Source organism: Pseudomonas azadiae, from assembly GCF_019145355.1.
GTDB classification, from domain to species: domain Bacteria; phylum Pseudomonadota; class Gammaproteobacteria; order Pseudomonadales; family Pseudomonadaceae; genus Aquipseudomonas; species Aquipseudomonas azadiae.
The window spans coordinates 2124329-2148180 of sequence record NZ_JAHSTY010000001.1 but is presented as its reverse complement, the minus strand read 5'-3'; the positions used below and the strand labels follow the sequence as shown (position 1 = coordinate 2148180).

The following is a 23852-nucleotide window of genomic DNA, read 5'->3' as shown; positions in this document are numbered from 1 at the left end:
TGCTACTTACTTCTGATGAGCCGTCAGCGCCGCATACCCATTCATCAAGTTCCGATAGTTGGGAATGCGCTGGGACAGCAAATTCCCCAGCCCTTCAATATCGTTGCGCCAGTCGCCCTGCAGCTCACACGCCACCGAAAACCAGTTCATCAACTGCGCACCCGCTTGTGTCATCCGGCTCCACGCCGCCTGCTGCACCGTGGTATTGAACGTGCCCGACGCATCGGTCACCACAAACACCTCAAACCCCTCCGCCAGCGCCGACAAGGTCGGGAACGCGACGCACACATCCGTGACCACGCCGGCGATGATGATCTGCTTACGGCCGGTGGCCTTGATCGCCTTGACGAAGTCTTCGTTGTCCCACGCATTGATCTGGCCAGGGCGGGCGATGTACGGCGCATCCGGGAACATCGCCTTCAACTCCGGCACCAGCGGGCCGTTGGGGCCTTGCTCGAAGCTGGTGGTGAGGATGGTCGGCAAGTTGAAGAACTTGGCCAGGTCGGCCAGGGCCAGCACGTTGTTCTTGAACTCGTTGGGCGAGAAGTCCTGCACCAGGGAAATCAGGCCGGTTTGGTGGTCGACCAGCAGAACTACGGCGTCGTCTTTGTTGAGGCGGTTGTAGGTTGGAGTGCTCATGGTTGAATCCTTTTTTGTTTAGGTTGGTTGGGCGTTGCGTTCAACATGGGCACAGGTTAATGGGTGGAAGCTGGGTGATAAATCGGTTGGAAGGCGTCTTACTGTCAACTTAAAAGGGACGATTAGGTTTGGCGGTTTGTGCAGCAGCCTGTTGCACAACTCTAAGTAGCGAGTGGATTGCTGTCAGGTTTTGGCCTTGATCTTGAGTGGCCAGCAGGGCCTCTCCCTTTCATTTGCAGGACGTTTCCGAGAGAATCCCAACTGCATTGCGCCAGTGGGGATGGGTGACTAGGCTGCGGATTGTCACTGCACATTCAGTGATCGGGTTTAGTCGCCCGGACTTCGCTAGGCGCACGCGCCATCCCAAAGACGGGTGTCTTCCCACCTGCACTTTATGGTGGCTGTGCGCAGGGCACCTCCGGGTGCGCCGGTGCCTAGCGGCCGGTCGACTAACCTGTGTACAGCCACCACCTCTACTCGTTTAGTCGCGAAAGGACGGTGGTAGTCACTTACTGCTAGAGGTTTTGCTATGGATAACGTTTTTTCGAATTCGCCGTGGTCGGCTGCGACCAACCCATTTACTGTCAATGAAGAACTGAGCTTCGAGGATGCCTGGGTGCGTGTGGCGGAGTTGCTGCAGTGTGCGGTGGCGACATCGCAGGTGCTCGGGGAGCCGCTGGGTGCGCCGCAGAAGGCGGTAATGCACTTGGTGGAGATGGCAAAGATGGTGGCGGATCGGGCTGTGGAGTGTATGCAGCCTAGCTAACACCCTTCAGGCGCGGAAGCCGCCCGCTTTGGTCATTCAAGTGTCCAACAGCTGTTGGACACTTGAATCGGATTTTTACAGGCATTAAAAAGCCGGCTTGTGGCCGGCTTCTCGGGGACTGGTTCAGTCTATTTTTGGTAAACCTCGCCAGCCTTCAAATCGCTCAGCCCACATTGCGTCGGGCTGAATAGTAGGGGCATACGCGGGAACTCCTCCGCATCGCCGGGCAGGGTGAATAGCTTCAAGCCACCCCCTGCCAAATGTGCGGGGCATGATACCCACATCCCTCTCAGTTGCCCACCTCCGGATCCGATTTAGCGCCTTCCCAGCCCAGCAGGTGATCATCCAGCGGCACCGGTGGCCTGCGGTTGTTGAGGGTGGACCACCAGAATACCCAGCCCAGAATCTGGAAATTCTGTTCGAAGCGTTGCTCGTAGGTGAGGTATTCGTCGGGATGTTCGCTTGCATTGTGGCTACGCATGCGCAAACCACCTCCGGGTCGGTTGTAGAGGTATTTGATGCGCAGCATGCCGTCGTGCTCTACGGCGTAGATCTCGCCGTCGATGATTTGGGTGCGGCCTCGGTCCACGGCGAGGGTGGCGCCTTGTTGGATGATGTCGGTCATGCTGTTGTCGACCATGTAGGCGCCCAGGGCGCGGTCGGGGTTGACGTTAAGGGTTTCGAAGGTGTGCAGCGAGATGCGGATGCGTTCGGTTGAGGTGAATGAGGCGTGGAGGTCGATCTCCACGTCGATTTTTTCTGGGGTGCAGGCGGGGCCTGTGAGGTATTTGCCGCTTCCTTCGCGCAGTGTGGGCAGTCCTTTTCGGGTGTCCGGGCCTTCCAGCAGAAAGTTGGCCGGTGGGTGTTTGGGGCCTTCGCCGGTGCGCAGCCAACGGCTGGAGACGCAGAGCAATTCTGCGATCTCGTTGAGTCGGCCCATGGGTACACCGCGCTTGAACCAGTTGTTCACGTGTTGAGGCGTGACATTGCGGTTCTTGGCGAAGTCGGAGGCGGAAAGATGAACTTCCCGCAGTAGTGCTTTTAAACGATCACCTGATGTATTCATAAACGCAGAGTTTACTGGCGGGATTTACAGATCAAATAAACCATGCGTTGAGTTGCGCGTGTAGGCTTTTGCTTAGTTGTAGCTTGATACTTCAGATTCACGTGCTAGTTAAACGGTGTTTATAAAGTATTGAACCAGGTGTTTAAAATTGCCCACAAAAAAGCCCCGAATGATCGGGGCTTTTTCAATTGCGAGTGCAATGAGGAGCGGGTATCAGCCTTTGTAGGCGGCGACCGACTTCATGATCTCGGCGCGGGCGGCTTCTGCGTCGCCCCAACCGTCGATCTTCACCCATTTGCCTTTTTCGAGGTCTTTGTAGTTCTCGAAGAAGTGCTTGATCTGTTCCAGCAACAGGGGCGGCAGGTCGGTGTATTCCTTCACGTCCACGTACAACTGCGACAGCTTGTCGTGGGGGACCGCGATAACCTTGGCGTCGCCGCCGCCGTCGTCGGTCATGTGCAGGATGCCGACCGGGCGGGCGCGGATGACCGAGCCTGGGGTGACGGGGTAAGGGGTTACCACCAGCACGTCGAGGGGGTCGCCGTCGTCAGCCAGGGTGTTGGGGATAAAACCGTAGTTGGCCGGGTAGAACATAGGGGTGGCCATGAAACGGTCAACGAACAGGCAGTCGCTGTCTTTGTCGATTTCGTATTTGATCGGCGCGTGGTTGGCCGGAATCTCGATGGCGACGTAGATGTCGTTCGGCAGGTCTTTGCCAGCCGGAATCTTGCTATAGCTCATTGGGCGTTGCCCCCGTTAGTTGACCATATGACATGGCCGGATTGGCCTAAAAGTGGCGGCGATTATAGGCATATTCTGACGCCGATGCCATGCGCCAGACGTCGTACGGTCATTCGTCTTGCGGCTGATAACGTGGGTCGCGCGCTTGCAGCAGGGCGAGGCGGGCCAGTGGATCCTGGCGATAAAAGCGGCTGAGTTGGGCGTACACCTGTGGATAACTATTGACCAGCAGGTCTGGGGCGCTAAAAAAATATTCGCTGGTGACGGCAAAGAATTCCGCCGGGTTTTCCGCGGCGTAGGGGTCGATCTCGGTGTCGGCGTCCGGGTTGGCGTCCAGTTGGCGGTTGAGGTCGTCATAGGCGCTTTGCATCACGCTGGCCCATTCCTGCACGCGCATGTCGTTGTGCAGCGGCGGCAGGCCGTTGGCGTCGCCGTTGAGCATGTCGAGCTTGTGCGCCAATTCGTGGATGACCAGGTTGTAGCCTTCCCAGTTGCCACTGGCCAGCACGCCGGGCCAGGCGAGGATCACCGGGCCCTGTTGCCAGGCTTCGCCGCTGTGTTCGCCGTCCCATTCATGTTCGACGCCGCTGCTGTCGCGATGGCGCTGGGGGCTGACGAAGTCGTCGGGGTACAGCACGATTTCGTGAAAGCCCTGGTACCAGTCGAGGTCGCCCAGGTTCATCAGTGGCAGTTGCGCCTGGGCGGCGAGCAGCAGGCGTTGTTCCTGGTGCAGTTCGACGCCGGGCAGGGCGGTGAGGTGTTTGTCGGCGAGGAACAGCACGCAGGCTTCGCGCAGCCACTGGTCCTGTTCGGGGCTGATGCCGTCGAGAATGGTCAGGTGTTCGCGCACCCGCTGCCATGTGTCACCGGCAATCGGGTGCTTGGCCAGCAAGCGCTGGCGACGCCAGGCGCTGAGGGACCACATCGCAGGTTACTGCTGCTTGGCTTCGGAGGACGCACGGCCAAAGCGGCTGCGGAACACGCCAATGATCATCGGCACCAGCGACAGCAGGATGATGAACACCACCAGCAGCGACAGGTTTTTCTTGATGAACGGCACGTTGCCGAAGAAGTAGCCCAGGGTCACCAGGCCACCGACCCAGAGGATGGTGCCAAGCACGCTGAAACCGAAGAAGCGCGGGTAGGGCATTTTCGCGATGCCGGCAACGAACGGCGCAAAGGTGCGCAGGATCGGCAGGAAGCGCGCCAGAGTCACGGTTTTGCCGCCGTGCTTGTCGTAGAACTCATGGGTTTTTTGCAGGTAGTCGCGGCGGAAGATTTTCGAGTTCGGGTTGTTGAACAAGCGTTCACCCACCGTTCGCCCAATCACGTAGTTGGTGCTGTCGCCGAGGATGGCCGCCAGCATCAACAGGCCCCCCAGCAGCACCGGGTCCATGCCGCCGCCTGCCGCTACGGCGCCGGCGATGAACAGCAACGAATCACCCGGCAGGAACGGCATGACTACCAGGCCGGTTTCGCAAAAAATGACCAGGAACAGAATGGCGTAGATCCACGGACCGTAGTTGGTTACCAGCAGGTCGAGGTAAACATCGAGATGCAGGATAAGGTCGAGCGGGTTGAAATCCATGGGTGGCACCTGTGTGAATGGCCCGGCTCAGCAGGCCTGTGCGGAAGCTCGGGTAATAAGGCTACAAGTGTATGCCGCATTTCTTACAACCCTGAAAGGTCCGCATTATACGGATTGAGTGGTGAAAAGCGTGTTGGTTTTGTAGCGGGGGATGTCGCGCAAATGCTGGGGTGCGGTGTGAATGTTATCGAATGTCCAAATAGCGGAATAGGGCCTATGTGGGAGCTGGCTTGCCTGCGATAGCCACGGGTATCTACGCATTGTAGTGAGCGGGCTTGTCGAATCGTCGCACCGCCCGCGCTGGGTGGCGAAGCCGCCCCAATCGGTTGCTGCGGTGTTTCAGGTGAAATTGGGCAGACTGGTTTTGGGGCGGCTTCGCCACCCAGCGCGGGGCAAGCCCGCTCACTACAGAAATATCCAGCCTCGCCAGCGTTCGACAGATGTTCGTTTAATCCTCGTTGATGGGCAACGTGTAGTTCTTGAATTCGGTGTCCTCCCGAAACCCGATCGACTCATACGTCTTCTGCGCCACTTCGTTGTCGCTGCTGGTCGACACCCGCAGCCGTACCGCCTGGGTTTCCTTGGCCATCTTCTTGGCCGTGCGCATCAGGTTGTCCGCCACCAACTGGCGTCGCGCATCTTCGGCGACATAGATGTCGTTAAGAATCCACACACGCTTGAGCGACAACGACGAAAAGCTCGGATACAACTGGCAAAACCCCAGTAGCCGTTTGTCGTCATCATCCGCCAGCGCCAGGTAAATCACCGATTCCTGGCGGCGCAGGCGTTTTTCCAGAAAGGCCCGCGACGAATCCGGGAAGGGCAGGGCCCCGTAGAACTCGCGGTATTTGACGAACAACGGGGTCAACAGGTCCAGGTGTTCCAGGGTCGCTTGAGTAATCCGCATGCCAGGCCTCAACTTCCAAATGGGTGACCACACACGCGGCCGTGACTCGATGCTGCCTAATGGCGTGAAAAAGCGCAATCGTGCAGCGATCAGTCCTCCGGCGGGCTGAGCAGGAAGTTATCTTTCATCAAGTCGGGATCGTCGGACTCGATGGTTTGGACTTGCGCTTCGTCCTTGAGATGGACCCCCGACAACTGCCGGCGACACGCCTCTCGCATCAAGTACAGCAGACGGTGGGCCGCCATGCCGTAGCTCAGGCCTTCGAGGCGCACGTTGGAGATGCAATTGCGATAGGCGTCGGTGAGGCCCACTTTGGGGTTGTAGGTGAAATACAGGCCCAGGCTGTCCGGCGAGCTGAGCCCGGGCCGTTCGCCGATCAGGATCACCACCATTTTGGCGCCGAGCAATTGCCCGATCTCATCCGCCACTGCGACGCGGCCCTGTTCCACGAGAATGACCGGCGACAAAGTCCAGCCTTCGGCGTGGGTGTGTTCTTCCAGGCGTGTCAGAAACGGCAAGGTATGTTTATGCACGGCCAGCGCCGATAAACCATCGGCCACCACCACCGCCAGGTCCACCCCGTCGGGATTGGCCGAGGCGTGATCACGCAAGGCCTGGGCCGACTCATCACTGAGCCGCCGCCCCAGGTCCGGGCGCTGCAGGTAGCTGTGGCGGTCGGCGGCGGCACTGTGCAGCAACAGGCTGTCGCGGCCACGGTCGGCCAACTGGCTGCTGAGACCTCCATGGTCAAACGGCAAATGCACCGCGTCCCGCGCCTGGGCGTGGGCGAATTGGAAATCCAGCTGCGCGCTGGTGGGGAGGCTGGTGCCGGTGCGGCCCAGGGCAATGCGCGCCGGGGTGAGTCGGCGCAGTTGCAGCCATGGGTTGTCAGGCAGGTCGAGTGGCACAGTCGGCTCCTTCATCCCAGTTGCGCCAAGGCGTGGCGGAACGCTGGCGGCAGGCTGTTGCCGAAGCGCACCTTGCCGTCGGCTTGCGTGAAGATGCCCATCTTCGCCAACCACTGTTCAAACTCAGGCGCCGGTTTCAACCCCAGCGTCTGGCGGGCGTACAAGGCGTCGTGAAACGAGGTGGTCTGGTAGTTGAGCATGATGTCGTCGGAGCCGGGGATGCCCATGATGAAGTTGATCCCGGCCACACTCAGCAAGGTCAGCAGCGTGTCCATGTCGTCCTGGTCGGCTTCGGCGTGGTTGGTGTAGCAGATGTCGCAACCCATGGGCACGCCGAGCAACTTGCCGCAGAAGTGGTCTTCAAGACCCGCGCGGATGATCTGCTTGCCGTTGTAAAGGTACTCAGGGCCGATGAAACCGACCACGGTGTTCACCAGAAACGGCTTGAAGTGCCGCGCCACGGCATAGGCACGGGTTTCGCAGGTTTGCTGGTCCACGCCAAAGTGCGCGTTGGCCGACAAGGCGCTGCCCTGGCCGGTTTCGAAATACATCAGGTTCTGCCCCAACGTGCCGCGATTGAGGCTCAAGCCCGCGTCGTAACCTTCCTGCAGCAGGCTCAGGCTGATGCCGAAGCTGGCATTGGCCGCTTCGGTGCCGGCAATCGACTGGAATACCAGGTCCAGCGGCACGCCACGGTTGATCGCCTCGATGGAGGTGGTGACGTGGGTCAGCACGCAGGCCTGGGTCGGGATCTCGTAGCGCTGGATGATCGCGTCGAGCATCTCCAGCATGGCGCAGATCGAGGCGGTGCTGTCGGTGGCCGGGTTGATGCCGATCATGGCGTCGCCGTTGCCATACAGCAGGCCGTCGAGGATGCTCGCGGCGATCCCCGCCGGTTCGTCCGTGGGATGGTTGGGTTGCAGGCGTGTGGATAAACGCCCGCGCAGGCCCATGGTGCCGCGAAATTGCGTGACCACGCGGATCTTCTGCGCCACCAGTACCAGGTCCTGCACACGCATGATCTTGGACACGGCGGCGGCCATTTCCGGTGTCAGCCCTGGCGCCAGCGCGCGCAGGGATTGTTCATCGGCTGCGTCGCTGAGCAGCCAGTCACGCAGGCCGCCGACGGTCAGGTGGCTGACGGCGGCAAACGCCTGCTTGTCGTGGGTGTCGATGATCAGGCGGGTGACTTCGTCACTTTCATACGGGATCAGCACTTCCTGCAGAAAGTGTTTGAGCGGGATGTTCGCCAGCACCATTTGCGCCGCCACCCGCTCACCGTCATTTTGCGCGGCGACGCCGGCGAGAAAATCCCCGGAGCGCGCGGGGCTGGCCTTGGCCATCACGTCCTTGAGGCTGTCGAAACGGTAGGTCTGTGCGCCCACCGCGTGGGAAAAGCTTGCCATACAGTGTCTCCTTGATGACGCGGGGCGCTGGTAAACAAGGCTCCCGCGTCGAGGTTTACGGCATTCAGTGCAGGGCGGCCTCTGCGGCCTGGATCGCCGCGAATTCCTCTTCGGGCGTGCCCGCAACCAAGTGATGCCGGCTGTAGAAAGCAAAGTAAGCAATTAATACTCCATAGATGATCGCGGCGCCAATCACCACCCGCGGATCCACCAGAAAGCCCGCCACTACGGCCACGCAGGCCAGTACCAGCGCGACGCCCGAAGTGAAGATGCCGCCCGGTGTACGGTACGGGCGATCCATTTTGGGGCGACGGATGCGCAGGGTGATGTGCGCGGCCATCATCAGTACATAGGAAATGGTCGCGCCGAACACTGCCACCAGGATCAGCAAGTCACCCTGGCCGGTCAGCGACAAGCCAAACCCGATGATGCCGGGGATGACCAATGCCAGCACCGGCGCCTTGCTTTTGTTGGTCTGGGACAGTTTGCGCGGCAGGTAGCCGGCACGGGACAGCGCGAAGATCTGCCGCGAATAGGCATAGATGATCGAGAAAAAGCTCGCGATCAGCCCGGCCAGCCCAACCAGGTTGACGAAGCTGCCCATCCAGGTCGAACCGCCGTAGGCCAAGGCCAGCGCTTCCACCAGCGGGTTGCCGGATTTGACCAGGGCATTGGTGCCCGCGCCACCCGGAGCGATGACCAGGATCAGCAGGGCAAAGCTGGTCAGCACCACAATGGCGCCGATCAAGCCGCGCGGCAGGTCGCGTTTCGGGTTCTTGGTTTCTTCAGCCGCCAGGGGCACACCCTCTACCGCGAGGAAAAACCAGATGGCGTAGGGAATCGCCGCCCACACACCCACATAGCCGAACGGCAGGAAGGTGCTGGCGCCCTTGGCTTCGCTCACTGGAATATCCAGCAGGTTGGCGACGTTGAAGTGCGGCACCATCGCCACCAGGAATACACCCAAGGCAATCGCCGCCACGGCGGTGATCACAAACATCAGCTTCAAGGCTTCGCCGACACCAAAAATGTGGATGCCGATAAAGATGACGTAGAACGCCAGGTAGATCATCCAGCCGCCGATACCGAACAGCGACTCGCAATAGGCGCCGATAAACACCGCAATGGCGGCGGGGGCGATGGCGTACTCAATGAGGATAGCGGTGCCGGTGAGGAACCCGCCCCAAGGGCCAAAGGCGCTGCGGGCAAAACCGTAGCCACCGCCGGCGGTGGGGATCATGGAAGACAGTTCGGCCAGGGAAAAACACATGCACAGGTACATGGTGGCCATCAGCAATGTCGCAAGGAACATTCCGCCCCAGCCGCCTTGGGCCAGGCCGAAGTTCCAGCCGGCGTAGTCGCCGGAAATCACGTAGGCAACACCCAGGCCAACCAGCAGCACCCAGCCGGCGGCGCCTTTTTTCAATTCGCGTTGTTGGAAGTATTGGGAATCGACTTTTTCGAAGTCGACCGAGGATCCAGTGGGTTCGCTAGGCATGGAGAAGTACCTTTCGTTGTTATTGTTTTTAACTCGGCCTCTGTGTGCCGAATGCAGTTCGCAAGTACTTATGAAAATCTGAAACTGTGGGAGCTGGCTTGCCTGCGATTGCGGTGTCTCAGCCAATGCACAGCCAACTGACACGCCGCTATCGCAGGCAAGCCAGCTCCCACATTTGATTGCATTTCAAATGTGAGAGTGGGGAGTTAGTTAGAAAAAGCCCAACGGGTTGATGTCGTAACTCACCAGCAGGTTCTTGGTCTGCTGGTAATGATCCAACATCATCTTGTGCGTCTCACGCCCCACGCCGGACTTCTTGTAACCGCCAAACGCGGCGTGCGCGGGGTAAAGGTGGTAGCAGTTGGTCCACACGCGGCCCGCCTTGATCGCCCGGCCCATGCGGTAGGCGCGGTTGATGTCGCGGGTCCACACGCCGGCGCCCAGGCCGAACTCGGTGTCGTTGGCAATCGCCAGGGCTTCGGCCTCGTCCTTGAACGTGGTGATGCTCACCACCGGGCCGAAGATTTCTTCCTGGAAGACGCGCATTTCATTGGTGCCCTTGAGCAGGGTCGGCTGGATGTAATAGCCGCCGGCCATATCGCCTTCGAGCTTCTCGACCTTGCCACCGGTGAGCAGTTGCGCGCCTTCGCCCTTGGCGATTTCCAGGTAGGACAGGATCTTGTCGAATTGCTGCTCGGACGCCTGGGCACCGACCATGGTGTCGGTGTCCAGCGGGTCGCCGCGTTTGATCTGCTCGACTTTCTTCATCACCACTTTCATGAAGTCGTCGTAGATCGACTCTTCCACCAGCGCGCGGGAAGGGCATGTGCACACTTCGCCCTGGTTGAAGAACGCCAGCACCAGGCCTTCAGCGGCCTTTTCGATAAACGAGGGTTCGGCTTTCATGATGTCGGCGAAGAAGATGTTCGGCGACTTGCCGCCCAGTTCAACGGTGGACGGAATGATGTTCTCGGCTGCCGCATGCATGATGTGCGAGCCCACCGGCGTGGAGCCGGTGAACGCAATCTTGGCGATGCGCTTGCTGGTGGCCAGGGCTTCGCCGGCTTCCTTGCCGAAACCGTGCACCACGTTCAGCACGCCCGGTGGCAACAGATCGCCGACCAACTCCATCAGCACATTGATGCCCAGCGGCGTTTGCTCGGCCGGCTTGAGCACCACGCAGTTACCGGCGGCCAGGGCCGGGGCGAGTTTCCAGGCGGCCATCAGCAGCGGGAAGTTCCACGGGATGATCTGGCCGACCACGCCCAGCGGTTCATGGAAGTGATAGGACGCGGTGTGTTCGTTGATCTCGGCGCTGGTGCCTTCCTGCGCGCGGATGCAGCCGGCGAAATAACGGAAGTGGTCGGCGGCCAATGGGATGTCGGCGTTGAGTGTTTCACGCACGGCCTTGCCGTTGTCCCAGGTTTCGGTGATGGCCAGCAGTTCGAGGTTCTGTTCGATGCGGTCGGCGATTTTCAGCAGGACCAGCGAACGGTCCTGGGCGGAGGTCTTGCCCCAGGCGTCGGCGGCGGCATGGGCGGCGTCCAGTGCCTTGTCGATGTCCTTGGCGGTGGAGCGCGGGAATTCGGCGATTGGCTTGCCGTTGACCGGCGAAGTGTTGGTGAAATAATTGCCATCGACCGGTGCAACGAATTCGCCACCGATGTAGTTGCCGTACTTGGCCTTGAACGAAACGATGGCACCTTCAGTACCGGGGTGTGCGTAACGCATGGTGGGTATCTCCTGGCTTTTATGTTTATTGGGAGCGCAGCGCAAAGCGCTTGATAAAGCGTAGAGCAAAGGTTGGGCCACTGCCGGGCGGGCCAGCAAAATCAGGGGTTTGGAGTTGTGGCAAAGCATAACTGTCACCCAGGCGGTACAAGCACAGTGACAGTTTGTGCCATGACCGGTACAGCCAGTGACCGGTGGGTCGGCCCGGGATTGCATTGCCCGGATGCCTGAGGGATGCTGGGCGCTCTCACGCAGGGAGAATAATAAGAAATGCACAACGATCATTTCAGCCGGCATGCCCAGCAGGTGCTCACCGTGGCGCATGGCCGCGACCCGTCAAGCGACCCCTCCATCGCCCGCTCCTGGCTGCGTTGCCTGGAGGACTACCACCTCGACCCTGCGCAAACCCTTGCGCCCACTGTGCTTGAACATGGCCGCTTGCTGGAAAGCCGCGAACGCTTGCAACAGGTGCTGCACATCGCCGGCAGTGAGATGAACAGCCTGCATCAACAGCTCTCGGGTGCGGGGCATGCCGTGCTGTTGACCGATGCGCGCGGGGTGATCCTCAACTGCGTCACCGCGCCGTCCGAGCGCAAGATCTTCGAGCGCGCCGGGCTGTGGCTGGGCGCCGATTGGAGCGAAGCCTGCGAAGGCACCAATGGCATCGGCACCTGCCTGGTGGAGCGCCAGTCCCTGACTATTCATCGCGATGAGCACTTTCGCGGCCGCCACACCGGGTTGACCTGTTCGGCAAGCCCGGTGTTCGACCCCCATGGCGACCTGCTGGCGGTGCTGGATGTGTCCTCGGCGCGCGAAGCGGTGTCGCGCCAGAGCCAGTTCCATACCATGGCGCTGGTGAACCTGTCGGCGAAGATGATCGAAAGTTGCTACTTCCTGCGTCACTTCGAAAACCATTGGCTGCTGCGTTTTCACCTGCAGGCAGAATCGGTGGGCCTGTTCAGTGAGGGACTGCTGGCGTTTGACGGCGAAGGGCGCGTGTGCGCGGTCAACCAGAGTGCGCTGAACCTGCTGGGACAGGTGCGCAGCAGTCTGGTCGGGCAGTCGGTGGAGGCGTTTTTCGACAGCTCCCTCGACCAGTTGCTCGACCGTGCCAGTGCCCAGGCCACCGCCAGTTGGCCGTTGCGCACCCGTGACGGCCGGCCGCTATTCGCTGCCTTGCGCGGGCAGCCGCGCAGCGTGCCCATGCCTCGGGCCAAGGTTGACGCGCCGCACCTGCCTGGCATCTGCCTGGGCGATCCCGCACTGCAGGTTGATTTTCGCCGGGCGCTGAAAGTGTTCGAGCGTGATGTGCCGCTGCTGATCAATGGCGAAACCGGCTGTGGCAAGGAGGCCTTCGCCAAGGCCGTGCATCAAGCCAGTTCGCGTGCCGACAATGCCTTCGTGGCCCTCAACTGCGCTGCCATCCCGGAGAACCTGATTGAAAGCGAGCTGTTTGGTTATCGCGGCGGCAGTTTTACCGGCGCGCTCAAAGAAGGCATGCGCGGCAAGTTACAGCAGGCGGATGGCGGTACCTTGTTTCTGGATGAAATCGGCGACATGCCCTTTGCCTTGCAGACCCGTCTGCTAAGGGTGCTGGAAGATCGCCTGGTGGTGCCCATCGGCGGCGCGCCGCAGGCGGTGGACGTCAGGATCATCAGCGCGACTCACCGCCACTTGCTGGAGCGCGTTCAGGCTGGCAGCTTCCGCGAGGATTTGTACTACCGGCTCAACGGGTTGGAGGTGCAACTGCCTGCGCTGCGCGAACGCACTGATAAAACGCAATTGCTGGAGTTTTTACTGGCTCAAGAGGCCGCAGGGCAGGCCGTCACAATGGAGGCTGCAGCGCGGGAGGCACTGCTCGCGTATGCGTGGCCGGGCAATGTGCGGCAATTACGCATGGTGTTGCGCACATTGGTCGCGTTGACTGAAGAGGGGCGCATTGCAGTCAGCGATTTACCTGCGAATGTGCGTACACCCGTCATCCCCGTGAGTACCTCGCCTCTGGACGAGGCTGAGCGTAAAACATTGCTGAACGCTCTGGAAGAGCAGCGCTGGCACATGACCCGGACCGCTGAGCAACTGGGGGTCAGCCGCAATACGCTGTACCGCAAGTTGCGCAAGCATGGAGTTATGCCCTCTAATAATTAAGTGGCCATGCAAGCATGGCTTAACGGACTAGTTATCAGTTATAGGCGTGCTCTATAGGGGTGTTAGTTATATTCAATCGATAAAATGGCTGAATGCCTTGTTTGTCGAGGAACTGCTTGGTTGGCGATAGCCACATAATAAGTCGAGAGTCGGGGCGTCTCTCTTCAATATCGAGCACTGTCTGGTTAGTTTGTTGGTCAGCTGGTTTGCGCTCATCTTACAAGGGATTTTAAATAGCTCGCCAGTTTGAGTGTTCGAATGATTGGTTGTCAGGTGTAGCGCTTATTGTCATTGAATGGGCGTTGGGCCTGATCGGTTTATAAAAAGTTGCCCATCATTCGCGCTGTGCATTCAGTTGCGTTTACGAGCTGTTCATCGAAACCATGATAGAGATAAAATATGACTGTGCTTAATCCAGGTTCGGCGCGCTTTGGCTCGGCGAAAAGTAACTTCCCTCAGGAAGATATTAACGCGAACTCTGCCCCGCCCATAATAAGTGGGAGCAGCGCGGCAGATGACTCCGAGGCTACCCGAGCGGCTGCCGATGCTCGATTGAAGCAAGATTCCATTGCGCGACATGCACCAGGCGCGCGTATACCCGTTCCAGCAGAGTCCACATTGGGGCGCTGGCTTGAAGCACTGAAGCAGGTGATCAATTCTACGGCGTTCAAGCGTCTGGAGGAGATTTTTGGTGGGCGTGGTTCGTTCTCTCATATTGACCCCAACAAAGGTGAGATCTGGTTGGACGGCGGGCGCGTAAAAATAACCAGGGACTCCGCTGAATTAGACAGTATTCCAGGCGGCAAAGAGTTGTTTGACAATGTGATGACCATCGGTAAAAAAATGACGCCTTATGGCATCTTGAGCCGTCATGATGTTTTTAAATCTGACGCGTCCGGGGCGAACACGGTCGATTCGAACGTCGTTCAACAATTTCTCTATGGCCCAGGTCCAGGGGCATTGCCTGACCATCACGTGCCTGCCGATATTTTGCGCAAAACGGGCGAAGCCGACACACGACATAACTTGCTTGGTGCTTTAAAAAAACAGATTGAAACGCCTGGCGTTAAGCCGGATCTGGAATCCATCACCGTGGAGATCGCGCCGCACTCCGTACTTTGGAGCGCAGCGCAAACGCAGCCCGTTACGATGAACCTCAAGCAATTGCTGGCTGCCTATGGCTTGCAAGTTCCAACCACATCGCAGGCGCTTGCCAATCTGGAACTCACATTGTTCACGCCGCCTTTGAGTGCACCGGCACAAGCCAACTATGGAGGATTGTTGAGCAAGGCGGTGCCATTGGGCGAGGAGGAACAGAAGAAAATAAACGAAACCGTCAGCGCCTGGAAAGTCCAGCAAACACAGGTTCGAGTTGATTCATCGGGGCGTACTCAATCGCTTTTCAATTATCTGGCGCGTGCGCTCTCAGAATCACAGAGAGCGTTGGCCGAGACGGATCCTCAGGCGTTTTTAAACGCTTTGATCAATACGCCTCAAGCCCGGGCATTAGGCAAGCAGTTGCAGGAAGCAATTGGCGCGTTGCCCACCCCCTCCAGCGGTCAGGAAGCGTTGCTCGCCGCATTGGGGCTGGAGGCAGATCCGGCTGGAGGCCAGGAACGCAATAATTTGGCCGGGTATAACCTGCGTCAGCGAGACAACGTTGGCAGGACGCCAGCGGATATCGTCGAACGGTTCCAGGATCATATGGAAGGCCGAGTGGGTCGGGACATGGCTAAAGCCGGAGCCTATCAACTGCTGGCAATGTCTGCTCCGGAGTTCCTGGCCAAGGATGTGCCTCCCAATCTGGTTTATGGTTCACAGCAATGGGCCGCCTTTAGTGCGGCGGTGTCGCGTCGTGAGCAGGACACACCGGGTTCAACGGCTGGTAAAACCTACGCCGAGATCATGCAGCATGACGCTCTTGAGCCTGTTACAGAAGCAGGACACCACCAGGTGCAACTGGCTGCCATGACATCGGTCATCGACTGGGGTATTGCCAATGGCGTCATTGAGGAAAGCAAGGACGGCAATTACAGCCCTGAGACCATAGAGCGCGTATTCGCTGCCATGCAAGCGCAGGCCGAGCGCTTGATCAGCACCGTCGAATCACTCGCCGCTACGATGCCGACGCGCAAGGATGTAGCGCTGGCTGAATTAAAGCGGGTATATGGTGAAGAAAAAGCTCACCTCTTTGAAAAAAAGGTTTTCCGGCGTTCTGGTCAGCCATCCCGCGACGATAGCCGATACTCTTTGCTTGATATTTATATGTCGGGTGAACTGAGGTCGTATCATTGGGACTCTAACAGTCATGAGGCCTACATAGGCGCTTTTGCAAGTGGCTTCTCTAAGTTGGAGAGCGCACAAAAAAAGTTTGACGAGGCCTTTGATCAATATACCGACAATTTGAGCAAGGCGGCAGGCGTGAACTTCCAGTATCAATTGTCGCAATTGCCAGCGGAGGAGCGGGAGAGGTTTGAGCGCGGTAGTGTCGTTGTCCACCACTTGAACGCTTCCAGTTTCTCCCCTTTCCCCGAAGGCAGTGATGAGCATCCTGTCTTCAAACTCTTTGGCGTCGGCGCAGTTCTCTTCGAGACTCATCATGAGGGGAAAGTGGTCAAGTATGTGTTCTCGCCTACGCTGGGCAAAATCATCAAGGCGGGCGAGCCCTTTCCTGGTGCTCCTGAAGGGTGGAACATAAACGTCAGTGTCCGCAGGCGTAAGGACGGTGGAGGTTATCGTCGAACCCGTTACGGCTTGACTGTTGGCGATAAGTTTTACGAACTCAAGGAGAATCACCAGACAGCAAAATCACTCGAGGCTTTGCCCGAGTCGCATTCCGCTCTTGGCACAAAGGAGCTATCGGCGAGATCGGAGGAGTTAGCCAAGGGGGTCACTTCCATGTATAGCAATGCTGTAAATGAGTTCAGAAAGAGCGCGCGTGGCGTCACTGAGCGCGAGAAAGTTGAAGCTCAGCGCAAGTTTCTCACTAACTTCCTGTTAGGCCTTGTTCCCTTTCATAATTTCATTAAAAGCATTGTTGAGGGTAACAAGCATGATGCGGTTGTCTACGGGCTGTTGGACTTTCTCGGTTTGATCGTTCCCGGCTTCAAGGGCGGCTATGCAGGCGCTAAAATCGGGGCCAAGGGACTCGGGTCAGCGTTGGGTTTTATCAAAGGTTTTGCCAAGGCAGGCCTCAAGGCCGCCAACCCTTTCGGAAGCATTTATGACGCGGGTAAAGGTGTGTTCAAACTAGGCAAAACCGTTGTCAAATCGTTGCCGTCGGTCAAGTTTTCCTTGTTTGACAAGGCGCGTAATCTCAGCGGGCGCAGCGGCAGTTGGAATATTCCTCAGGGGGGCTACAAGCAGACCATCGCCGATGGTACTTATCGGCGATTAGGCGGAGATGGTGCGCCGGTATCCGTACTGGCCACGCAACAAAACGGCAAGTGGTACGCCCTGGACCCCAAGACCATGTCGCCGTACGGCACTGCGTTGAAAGGTTTCACACCGACTAACGTGCAGGACTTGCGCGACCTTCGCCAAGGCACGGCTGTATCTATAAAAGATGGGAGTTCTTTCAAAGAGTCCCAACAAGAGCACCAGGATATTCAAGCCAGGCCCGGTACTGCCCCAACGCCTTCATCGCAAGTTGAAGAGCAGAACCGCAAGGCCGTCGAACAGTCGCGCGATACTACCAGGCTGGTTAAGAACGCTCAGTCTTGAGTGGCCCCGGTTATTCACCAAACCTGGGTGAACGGTGCGTTGTTTAGCGCCGTAACGCTCGTATCGTACACATCGACGTGGGTTGTTCCGACGGAACCGCTCGTAAGCAGTTGCTCACTCAATGGGGGCAACTGCTTACGGTGTTTCCAAACAATAACAACCATCTGGGTGAACACGATGATTACTCCAACCGCCACAAGGGCTTTCATTCCTCAACAATCCCCACATATCCAAGACACCTCTGAACACGCCGGGCCCCAAGAGGTGCCTGCCGCCCCACCGTTGGTGCGCAGCAAACGAGGCCTGTTTGGCAAGGGCAAAAGCCTGTCTTTCGGGTTTGGAAACAAACCTGCCGCGAGCCTCCCTTCCGCGCCCAAGCCCAAGCCCGGCCCTTCATTCAAGCCAGGCTCAGCGCTGACGCCGCCAGGCAGCAAGCTCAAAGATGTCGGGCAGACGGTCATCCACGCCAACAAGGTCAAGGCGAATGACGAGTTGATCATGGCCAACCTGCGAAAGCAGGCGCCGATCAGTGTGGCCGAGGCCACCAAGCGACTGATCGATGCCGAAAGCCTGGTCAAGTCCGGCGTAATCTCTACGGGGCCCAATGCCAGCCGCGTGGCCCGTGACGCCTTTATCAGTGCCGGCATTACCGGGCTGGTCAGTGCGCCGATCAATGTGGGCGCCTATGCCGGCTCCGTGGCCGCGGGCGAGTCAATCAAGGCGAACTATGCGCCGGGGGTGTTGCCGCCGCCGTTTTTGCCGGGTGCTGCCGCTCAGTCCAAATCCACGTCCGCTGAAGCGGCAACGGCTCCGGACTCGCTCGGCACGCGTTTGGACGAAGTGGAGAGCACGGTACTGGGCATGGCGTCCGCGGTGATGTTTATGCTCGGCGATACCAGCAGTGTGTTCACCAAAAATGAAAGTTGGCCAAAAGATGACGCCGGACGTTTGAATAACCTGGAAAAGTTGCTTGGCACTGCGGAGCATCACTTGAAGAAAGCCGCGCGGCAGAACGACATTGTGTTCAAACCCTACAAACCTGGCGAAAAAATCCCTGAAGACGCAAAGGGGCGCCTTGATCTGTTGAAGAAGAAGTTGGAACGCATGACGGAGTCCTACGACAAGCTGCGAATTCTGGCAGCGATCAAGCACAGTGAACGCGAAGAACAGGCTGCAATCCTCGCCTGAGCAAGCGCTGCCGAGCGATAGGCACCGGCGCACTTCGCTCGGCACGCTGACGCATAAAGGGTGCGATTTGCCCCTCCCTGCGCTAACCTGCCTCGATGTTTTACGAGGTCGACTATGCACATTCATATTCTCGGTATTTGCGGCACGTTCATGGGGTCGATGGCAGTGCTTGCCAAAGAACTGGGCCATCACGTGACGGGCTCCGATGCCAACGTCTACCCGCCCATGAGCACGCAACTCGAGGCACAGGGCATTGAGCTGACCCAAGGCTACGATCCCTCGCAGTTCAACCCGGTCCCGGACTTGGTCGTGATCGGCAACGCCATGTCGCGCGGCAACCCAGCCGTCGAATACGTGCTCAATAAAGGCTTGCCTTATGTGTCCGGCCCGCAATGGCTGGCGGACCACGTGCTGCAAGGCCGCTGGGTGCTGGCGGTTGCCGGCACCCACGGCAAGACCACCACCAGCAGCATGCTGGCCTGGGTGCTGGAGCATGCGGGGATGAGCCCGGGTTTCCTGATCGGCGGTGTGCCGCAGAACTTCTCGGTGTCGGCGCGCCTGGGCGGTACGCCGTTCTTCGTGATCGAGGCGGATGAATATGACAGTGCCTTTTTCGACAAGCGTTCCAAGTTTGTCCACTACCGACCCCGCACGGCCATCCTGAACAACCTTGAGTTCGATCACGCGGACATCTTCCCCGATCTGCCGGCCATTGAGCGTCAGTTCCACCACTTGGTGCGCACCATTCCAAGTGAGGGCCTGGTGATCCACCCGACCACCGAGCCCGCGTTGCAGCGCGTGATCGAGATGGGCTGCTGGACCCCGGTGCAAACCACCGGCGTGAGCGGGCAGTGGCAGGTCAACCTGCTCAGTGAAGACGGTTCCCGCTTTGAAGTGCTGTTCGAAGGCCAGGCCCAAGGCATTGTCGAGTGGGACATGACCGGCCAGCACAACGTTGCCAATGCGTTGGTCACGTTGGCTGCCGCACGGCATGTGGGCGTGGTGCCGTCCATGGGCATTGCCGCGCTCAGCGCCTTCAAGAGCGTGAAGCGGCGCATGGAAAAAGTCGCCGACGTGAACGGGATTACCATCTACGACGACTTTGCCCACCACCCGACGGCGATCGCGACTACCCTGGATGGCTTGCGCAAGCGTGTCGGCGATGCGCCGATCATTGCGATTGTCGAGCCGCGTTCCAACTCCATGAAGTTGGGCGCCCATCGCGATGGCTTGCCGCAAAGCGTCGACGATGCCGACCAGGTGGTGTGGTACGCGCCGGCCAATCTCGGCTGGGACCTGCCGGCGATTGCAGCGCTGTGCACGGTGCCGTCCACCGTGTGTGATTCCATCGAAGGCATCATCGAACACGTCAAGCGCTTGGCCACGCCTGGCACGCACGTGGTGGTCATGAGCAACGGCGGCTTCGGCGGCCTGCACGGCAAATTGGCCGAGGCGCTTAAATGAGCGGCCCGGAACGCGTCACCCTGGCGATGACCGGTGCATCCGGCGCGCCCTATGGTCTGCGCCTGCTCGATTGCCTGGTGCGCGAAGACCGTGAGGTGCACTTCCTGATTTCCAAGGCTGCGCAGTTGGTGATGGCGACCGAGACCGACGTGGCGCTGCCGCCCAAGGTGCAGATGATGCAGGCCTTCCTGACCGAATACACCGGTGCGGCGGCGGGGCAGATCAAGGTTTACGGGAAGGAAGACTGGATGTCGCCCGTGGCCTCCGGCTCCGGTGCGCCGGCCGCGATGGTGGTGGTGCCGTGTTCCACCGGGACCTTGTCGGCGATTGCCACCGGTGCCTGCAACAACTTGATCGAACGCGCGGCGGACGTAACCTTGAAGGAGCGCCGCCAGTTGATCCTGGTGCCGCGTGAAGCGCCGTACTCGAGCATTCACTTGGAGCACATGCTCAAGTTGTCGAACATGGGCGTAACGATCCTGCCGGCCTCGCCAGGGTTTTATCACCAGCCGCAAACCATCGATGACCTGGTGGACTTTGTGGTGGCGCGCATTCTCAACCTGCTGAACATCCCCCAGGATATGCTGCCGCGCTGGGGCGAACACCATTTGAGCAATGATGAATAAGGTCCTGTCGGCGGTATTGGCGTTGCATCTGACGGGGTGCGCCACCGTGCGCACGCTGGACGCGGCACAGCCGAATGCGCCGGTGGTGTATGCCGGCACGCGCCTGGATCTGTATGCAATGAATGGCGGTTGCTGCGCCAAGGACAGGTTTGGTGCCGAGGCGCCGAGCTATCCGGGCCTTGATCTGCCGGCGAGTGCGTTGCTCGACACGCTGCTGTTGCCCTTGTCGGTGCTGACGGTGATTGGGGTTGGCTTCAACGCCACCGGCGGTCTATAGACGTGTATTGCCTGTGCCGGCTTCATCGCAGGCAAGCCAGCTCCCACATTTGAGCTGTGTGAACCCGATCAAATGTGGGAGCCGGGCTTGCCCGCGATGAGGCCAGCATAGCCACCTCAAAATCATTTGCCCAGCTTGCGCAGTTCATCCGATTCCACCACCCGCACCCCATCCTGTTCCTCCAGCGCCAGCCGCCACATGGCCCGGGCCAGTTCGCACACTTCAATGCCGTGGTACTTGCCTGGAATCAGCCGTGACAGTGGCCCGGCCAGTTGCTCGGCCAGGCGCGGTTCCAGCCGTTCCCCCAGTAACAGCGAAGGCCGCACGATGGTCAGTTGTGGCCAATCCTGGGCCTTGAGCACCTCTTCCATTTCCCCTTTGACGCGGTTGTAGAAGATCGAGGATTTCGGATCGGCACCGATTGCGCTGATCACGATCAGGTGCCGCGCACCCATGTCCCGCGCACGCTTGGCGAAGGCCACGACCAGGTCCAGGTCGACGGCGCGAAAGGCGGCTTCGGAGCCCGCTTGTTTAATGGTGGTGCCCAGGCAGCAGAAGGCGATGTCCACCCGGCCGGTCAGTTGCGGCAGAATCACCGCAGGGTCTCCGACCGGGTTTTCCAGATGCGGGTGTTCGGCCAGCGGTTTGCGACTCGGTGCCAGCACGCGGGTGACGGTGGGTTCGTTGAGCAGGCGATCGAGCAGGTGTTCGCCGGTAAGGCCGGAAGCTCCGGCAAGCAGGATATGCTGAGGCGTCAGGTACATGGTGTTTCCCCCTTGTTACAGGTTACAGCTTAGTTGCCTTTGGCTTCCTTGCTATTCATTGAGACGCTTTCGAGCGCCTTACGTGCCTGCTGCTTGCGTAATAATTGCCAATGGGCGATGACGCCCTTTGGGGCCCAGATCTGCGGTTCAGAGGCTTCGAAGTTGTCCGCCTGTTCGCGTTCGGCCACATGCAGTTGCGCCAGCTTGAAGGCTTGCTGCAAGTCGTCGGTCTGGTTGAAGGCCTGGGCGAAGAGGGCGTCGCCGAAGTAGGTGAAATCGGCTTCCTCCGAGCAGCCGAAGGACACGCGGTCGGCCCGGGAGGCGGTCATGATCAGGGTGCGCTCATCTTTCAAGGCCGGGATGAAACCACCGGAGTAGCAGGCCGAAATCACCACGATCTTGTCGCGGTTCTTCAGCGGCGCCAGCACGGCGGCCAGCTCATCGGCCGGCAGGTCGGCCAGTTCCATGCGCGGTTGGTCCAGCACCAATTCGTGCTCGTGGGTGCCGTGGCTGGTCATGTAGATAAACACCAAGTCTTCCGGGCCGGTGCGTTCGGCCAGGGTTTGCACGGCGCGACGCAGGCTTTCGCGCGTGGCCAGCGGGCGGTCGGTGATGTGGTCGCGGTGGTTGACCAGGCGAACCTGCCCGCGTGCGCCGAAACGGGTAGCGAGCAGGTTGCTGACGTAATCGGCCTCGCGCAGGAACACGCTTTGTTTGCCGTCGCCGGCCACGGCCAGGGTGTACAGCTCCACCGCAGGCGTGGAGGCGGGCACGGCGATCAGGGCCGCATCCAGCAGGCGGCCCTGGGCCAGCACGCCGATTTCCAGCGGGTCGGGCAACAAGCTGCCGTCAGCGTCTCGCACGCGCATGCCGTTGACCCAAGTGCCGGCCTGTACGGTGCCGTCGGTAAGCACCAGGGTGCCTTTGCCCTGGTAGCTGTCGCCGTCGAAGCCGCCGATATAGAAGCTGCCGTCGGTGAGGTTCAAGCGGCCTTCGCCGCTGAAGCGCCAATCGCTGAACTCACCGACATAGTGGCTGCCGTCGACGCCAATCAACTCGCCCTTGCCGCTGAGCGCGCCTTCCTTGAACTGGCCGATCCAGACGTCGCCATCGGCGTTCTCATAGCGACCTTTGCCGTTGAGCTGGTTCTGTTTGAACTGGCCGACATAGATGTCGCCATCGGCGCTGTTGAACGTGCCGTTACCTTCCAGTTGGCCATCGACGAAATGGCCGCTGAACTGATTGCCGCTGTCATCGTTGCGCTGGCCTTCGCCATTGGGCTTGCCGTGGGCGAACTGGCCCTGGTACTGGCTGCCGTCGGCCAACTCCAGGCGACCGAGGCCGGAGTACTGGTCATCCTTGAACTCGCCGCGATACGTCATCTTCCCCTCTTTGAGGGTGCCTTCGCCGTTGCGTCGTCCGTTCTTGAACCCGCCCACATACTCGCTGCCCGCGGTGGTCAGGCTGCCCTGGCCATCAAACAGGCCCTGCTTGAACTGGCCCTTGTAGACTTCGCCGTTGCTGCCATGCCACTCGCCCTGGCCGTGCCATTGGCCCTTGTCGAACTGCCCGGCATACCAACTGCCATTGGGATAGTCCACGCGACCCTGGCCTTGCAGCAAGCCATCGACCACGTCGCCCCGGTAGCGCCCGCCATCAGGCAGACGCGCGTCGGGCGGCAACAGTGATTCGCCGTCTCCGCAAGCGGTGAGCAACAGGGCAAGGGCAAGGGGAGCGAGTGGGCGCATAGCGGGATCCGGATAATTGAGCGCCGAGTATGCCGCAGCTGCGAGTTTCATACATAAATTTACATACGCTGTGGCAAGGTTTATCGCCTCACCACAGGCACGGCCCTACACGAAGCAGAGGGACAACGACTCGGCGATGTAAGCGGGCTTTTCCTGGCCTTCGATCTCCAGGGTGGCGGTGGCCTTGAATAGCCATTGGCCAGGTTTTTTCTCGGTCACGTCGGTGAGGGTCACGTTCAGGCGCACCTTGGAGTCAACCTTTACCGGCTGGATGAAGCGCACGCTGTCCAGGCCGTAGTTGACCGCCATCTTCAGGCCTTCGGGCATGATCAGGATGTCTTCCATCAGCTTGGGCATCAGCGACAGCGAAAGGAAACCGTGGGCGATGGTGCTGCCGAACGGCGTTTGCGCGGCCTTGACCGGGTCGACGTGGATGAACTGATGATCGCCCGTGGCTTCGGCGAACAGGTTGATGCGTGCCTGGTCGATGGTGAGCCATTCGGAACGTCCCAGTTCCTTGCCGACGTAATCTTTGAGCTGCGCTACGGGTACAGAAGGCATTGCGTCTCTCCTTGGTTCATCAGTTGTTGTGGGTGACAGAGAACCCATGTAGATCATCATGGCCATTGGGTCCGGTCAACCCACCATGCTTTTGGCGAATGCC

Annotated in this window: 20 protein-coding genes; 7 read left to right on the top strand and 13 right to left on the bottom strand. The window is 59.5% G+C overall.

All coding sequences use genetic code 11. The features are described from left to right. Nucleotides 1-6: 6 nt before the first annotated feature. On the bottom strand, nucleotides 7-639 hold the full coding sequence (ycaC, locus tag KVG91_RS09745; protein WP_169376717.1) for an isochorismate family cysteine hydrolase YcaC: 633 nt from the start codon (nucleotides 637-639) through the stop codon (nucleotides 7-9). Nucleotides 640-1168: 529 nt separating this feature from the next. Here ycaC and KVG91_RS09740 point away from each other — a divergent pair. Next, nucleotides 1169-1405: a hypothetical protein gene (locus KVG91_RS09740; protein ID WP_169376718.1), complete on the top strand. Its 237-nt coding sequence runs from the start codon at nucleotides 1169-1171 to the stop codon at nucleotides 1403-1405. A 289-nt stretch (nucleotides 1406-1694) separates the two neighbouring features. Here KVG91_RS09740 and KVG91_RS09735 read toward each other — a convergent pair whose 3' ends face one another. The 9 genes from KVG91_RS09735 to exaC all read right to left on the bottom strand — a co-directional run bounded on the left by KVG91_RS09735 (nucleotide 1695) and on the right by exaC (nucleotide 11250). After that, the gene (locus KVG91_RS09735; RefSeq protein WP_169376719.1) at nucleotides 1695-2471 is read right to left on the bottom strand and encodes a LexA family transcriptional regulator; all 777 of its coding nucleotides are present in this window, start codon (nucleotides 2469-2471) and stop codon (nucleotides 1695-1697) included. A 213-nt stretch (nucleotides 2472-2684) separates the two neighbouring features. Next, complete coding sequence (ppa, locus tag KVG91_RS09730) at nucleotides 2685-3212, bottom strand: inorganic diphosphatase (protein WP_076952643.1); 528 nt, start codon at nucleotides 3210-3212, stop codon at nucleotides 2685-2687. Nucleotides 3213-3321: 109 nt separating this feature from the next. Beyond that, entirely contained in the window at nucleotides 3322-4137 is an 816-nt protein-coding gene (locus tag KVG91_RS09725; RefSeq protein WP_169376720.1) for a M90 family metallopeptidase, read from the bottom strand. A 6-nt stretch (nucleotides 4138-4143) separates the two neighbouring features. Continuing rightward, entirely contained in the window at nucleotides 4144-4800 is a 657-nt protein-coding gene (locus tag KVG91_RS09720) for a DedA family protein (RefSeq protein WP_169376721.1), read from the bottom strand. A 448-nt stretch (nucleotides 4801-5248) separates the two neighbouring features. Continuing rightward, nucleotides 5249-5707, bottom strand: a complete 459-nt coding sequence (locus tag KVG91_RS09715) for a GNAT family N-acetyltransferase (protein ID WP_169376722.1) — start codon at nucleotides 5705-5707, stop codon at nucleotides 5249-5251. 89 nt (nucleotides 5708-5796) lie between these two features. Further along, a complete protein-coding gene (gene eutC, locus KVG91_RS09710) occupies nucleotides 5797-6630 on the bottom strand; it encodes an ethanolamine ammonia-lyase subunit EutC (protein WP_169376723.1) in 834 nt (277 codons plus the stop codon). Beyond that, nucleotides 6627-8021, bottom strand: a complete 1395-nt coding sequence (locus KVG91_RS09705) for an ethanolamine ammonia-lyase subunit EutB (RefSeq protein ID WP_169376724.1) — start codon at nucleotides 8019-8021, stop codon at nucleotides 6627-6629. The genes eutC and KVG91_RS09705 overlap by 4 nt, the downstream gene beginning before the upstream one ends. A 64-nt stretch (nucleotides 8022-8085) precedes the next feature. Continuing rightward, on the bottom strand, nucleotides 8086-9519 hold the full coding sequence (eat, locus tag KVG91_RS09700; protein ID WP_169376725.1) for an ethanolamine permease: 1434 nt from the start codon (nucleotides 9517-9519) through the stop codon (nucleotides 8086-8088). Between the two features lie 210 nt (nucleotides 9520-9729). Further along, on the bottom strand, nucleotides 9730-11250 hold the full coding sequence (gene exaC / locus KVG91_RS09695; protein WP_169376726.1) for an acetaldehyde dehydrogenase ExaC: 1521 nt from the start codon (nucleotides 11248-11250) through the stop codon (nucleotides 9730-9732). A gap of 270 nt (nucleotides 11251-11520) precedes the next feature. On the opposite strand from exaC, the gene KVG91_RS09690 reads away from it, so the two are divergent. From KVG91_RS09690 to KVG91_RS09665, 6 genes are all read left to right on the top strand, one after another. Then, nucleotides 11521-13398, top strand: a complete 1878-nt coding sequence (locus KVG91_RS09690; RefSeq protein ID WP_169376727.1) for a sigma-54-dependent Fis family transcriptional regulator — start codon at nucleotides 11521-11523, stop codon at nucleotides 13396-13398. 399 nt (nucleotides 13399-13797) lie between these two features. After that, nucleotides 13798-17121 carry a hypothetical protein gene (locus tag KVG91_RS09685; RefSeq protein WP_178115146.1) on the top strand — a complete coding sequence of 1108 codons (3324 nt, stop codon included), beginning with the start codon at nucleotides 13798-13800 and terminating at the stop codon, nucleotides 17119-17121. A 264-nt stretch (nucleotides 17122-17385) separates the two neighbouring features. Next, entirely contained in the window at nucleotides 17386-18309 is a 924-nt protein-coding gene (locus tag KVG91_RS09680; RefSeq protein WP_318840842.1) for a hypothetical protein, read from the top strand. Between the two features lie 114 nt (nucleotides 18310-18423). Next, on the top strand, nucleotides 18424-19773 hold the full coding sequence (gene mpl / locus KVG91_RS09675; protein ID WP_169376728.1) for a UDP-N-acetylmuramate:L-alanyl-gamma-D-glutamyl-meso-diaminopimelate ligase: 1350 nt from the start codon (nucleotides 18424-18426) through the stop codon (nucleotides 19771-19773). After that, nucleotides 19770-20399: a flavin prenyltransferase UbiX gene (ubiX, locus tag KVG91_RS09670; RefSeq protein ID WP_076952653.1), complete on the top strand. Its 630-nt coding sequence runs from the start codon at nucleotides 19770-19772 to the stop codon at nucleotides 20397-20399. Before mpl ends, ubiX begins: the two co-directional genes overlap by 4 nt. Further along, a complete protein-coding gene (locus tag KVG91_RS09665; RefSeq protein ID WP_169376729.1) occupies nucleotides 20392-20676 on the top strand; it encodes a YceK/YidQ family lipoprotein in 285 nt (94 codons plus the stop codon). The genes ubiX and KVG91_RS09665 overlap by 8 nt, the downstream gene beginning before the upstream one ends. Nucleotides 20677-20798: 122 nt before the next feature. Here the strand turns inward: KVG91_RS09665 and KVG91_RS09660 are convergent, their stop codons facing one another. The 3 genes from KVG91_RS09660 to KVG91_RS09650 form a co-directional block, all read right to left on the bottom strand. After that, nucleotides 20799-21440: an oxidoreductase gene (locus tag KVG91_RS09660; protein ID WP_169376730.1), complete on the bottom strand. Its 642-nt coding sequence runs from the start codon at nucleotides 21438-21440 to the stop codon at nucleotides 20799-20801. A gap of 29 nt (nucleotides 21441-21469) precedes the next feature. Further along, nucleotides 21470-23188, bottom strand: a complete 1719-nt coding sequence (locus KVG91_RS09655; RefSeq protein ID WP_169376731.1) for a C13 family peptidase — start codon at nucleotides 23186-23188, stop codon at nucleotides 21470-21472. A 105-nt stretch (nucleotides 23189-23293) separates the two neighbouring features. Further along, nucleotides 23294-23749, bottom strand: a complete 456-nt coding sequence (locus tag KVG91_RS09650) for a MaoC family dehydratase (protein WP_169376732.1) — start codon at nucleotides 23747-23749, stop codon at nucleotides 23294-23296. Nucleotides 23750-23852 lie beyond the last annotated feature (103 nt).

What these genes read in the sequence shown, in the direction of transcription:
- KVG91_RS09720 (WP_169376721.1), bottom strand. Translation starts at nt 4,800, where the DNA reads ATGGATTTCAACCCGCTCGACCTTATCCTGCATCTCGATGTTTACCTC.
- ubiX (WP_076952653.1), top strand. Translation starts at nt 19,770, where the DNA reads ATGAGCGGCCCGGAACGCGTCACCCTGGCGATGACCGGTGCATCCGGC.
- KVG91_RS09665 (WP_169376729.1), top strand. Translation starts at nt 20,392, where the DNA reads ATGAATAAGGTCCTGTCGGCGGTATTGGCGTTGCATCTGACGGGGTGC.
- KVG91_RS09660 (WP_169376730.1), bottom strand. Translation starts at nt 21,440, where the DNA reads ATGTACCTGACGCCTCAGCATATCCTGCTTGCCGGAGCTTCCGGCCTT.
- KVG91_RS09715 (WP_169376722.1), bottom strand. Translation starts at nt 5,707, where the DNA reads ATGCGGATTACTCAAGCGACCCTGGAACACCTGGACCTGTTGACCCCG.
- ycaC (WP_169376717.1), bottom strand. Translation starts at nt 639, where the DNA reads ATGAGCACTCCAACCTACAACCGCCTCAACAAAGACGACGCCGTAGTT.
- eat (WP_169376725.1), bottom strand. Translation starts at nt 9,519, where the DNA reads ATGCCTAGCGAACCCACTGGATCCTCGGTCGACTTCGAAAAAGTCGAT.
- KVG91_RS09655 (WP_169376731.1), bottom strand. Translation starts at nt 23,188, where the DNA reads ATGCGCCCACTCGCTCCCCTTGCCCTTGCCCTGTTGCTCACCGCTTGC.
- mpl (WP_169376728.1), top strand. Translation starts at nt 18,424, where the DNA reads ATGCACATTCATATTCTCGGTATTTGCGGCACGTTCATGGGGTCGATG.
- KVG91_RS09650 (WP_169376732.1), bottom strand. Translation starts at nt 23,749, where the DNA reads ATGCCTTCTGTACCCGTAGCGCAGCTCAAAGATTACGTCGGCAAGGAA.
- KVG91_RS09685 (WP_178115146.1), top strand. Translation starts at nt 13,798, where the DNA reads ATGACTGTGCTTAATCCAGGTTCGGCGCGCTTTGGCTCGGCGAAAAGT.
- exaC (WP_169376726.1), bottom strand. Translation starts at nt 11,250, where the DNA reads ATGCGTTACGCACACCCCGGTACTGAAGGTGCCATCGTTTCGTTCAAG.
- KVG91_RS09705 (WP_169376724.1), bottom strand. Translation starts at nt 8,021, where the DNA reads ATGGCAAGCTTTTCCCACGCGGTGGGCGCACAGACCTACCGTTTCGAC.
- KVG91_RS09735 (WP_169376719.1), bottom strand. Translation starts at nt 2,471, where the DNA reads ATGAATACATCAGGTGATCGTTTAAAAGCACTACTGCGGGAAGTTCAT.
- KVG91_RS09690 (WP_169376727.1), top strand. Translation starts at nt 11,521, where the DNA reads ATGCACAACGATCATTTCAGCCGGCATGCCCAGCAGGTGCTCACCGTG.
- KVG91_RS09725 (WP_169376720.1), bottom strand. Translation starts at nt 4,137, where the DNA reads ATGTGGTCCCTCAGCGCCTGGCGTCGCCAGCGCTTGCTGGCCAAGCAC.
- KVG91_RS09740 (WP_169376718.1), top strand. Translation starts at nt 1,169, where the DNA reads ATGGATAACGTTTTTTCGAATTCGCCGTGGTCGGCTGCGACCAACCCA.
- eutC (WP_169376723.1), bottom strand. Translation starts at nt 6,630, where the DNA reads ATGAAGGAGCCGACTGTGCCACTCGACCTGCCTGACAACCCATGGCTG.
- ppa (WP_076952643.1), bottom strand. Translation starts at nt 3,212, where the DNA reads ATGAGCTATAGCAAGATTCCGGCTGGCAAAGACCTGCCGAACGACATC.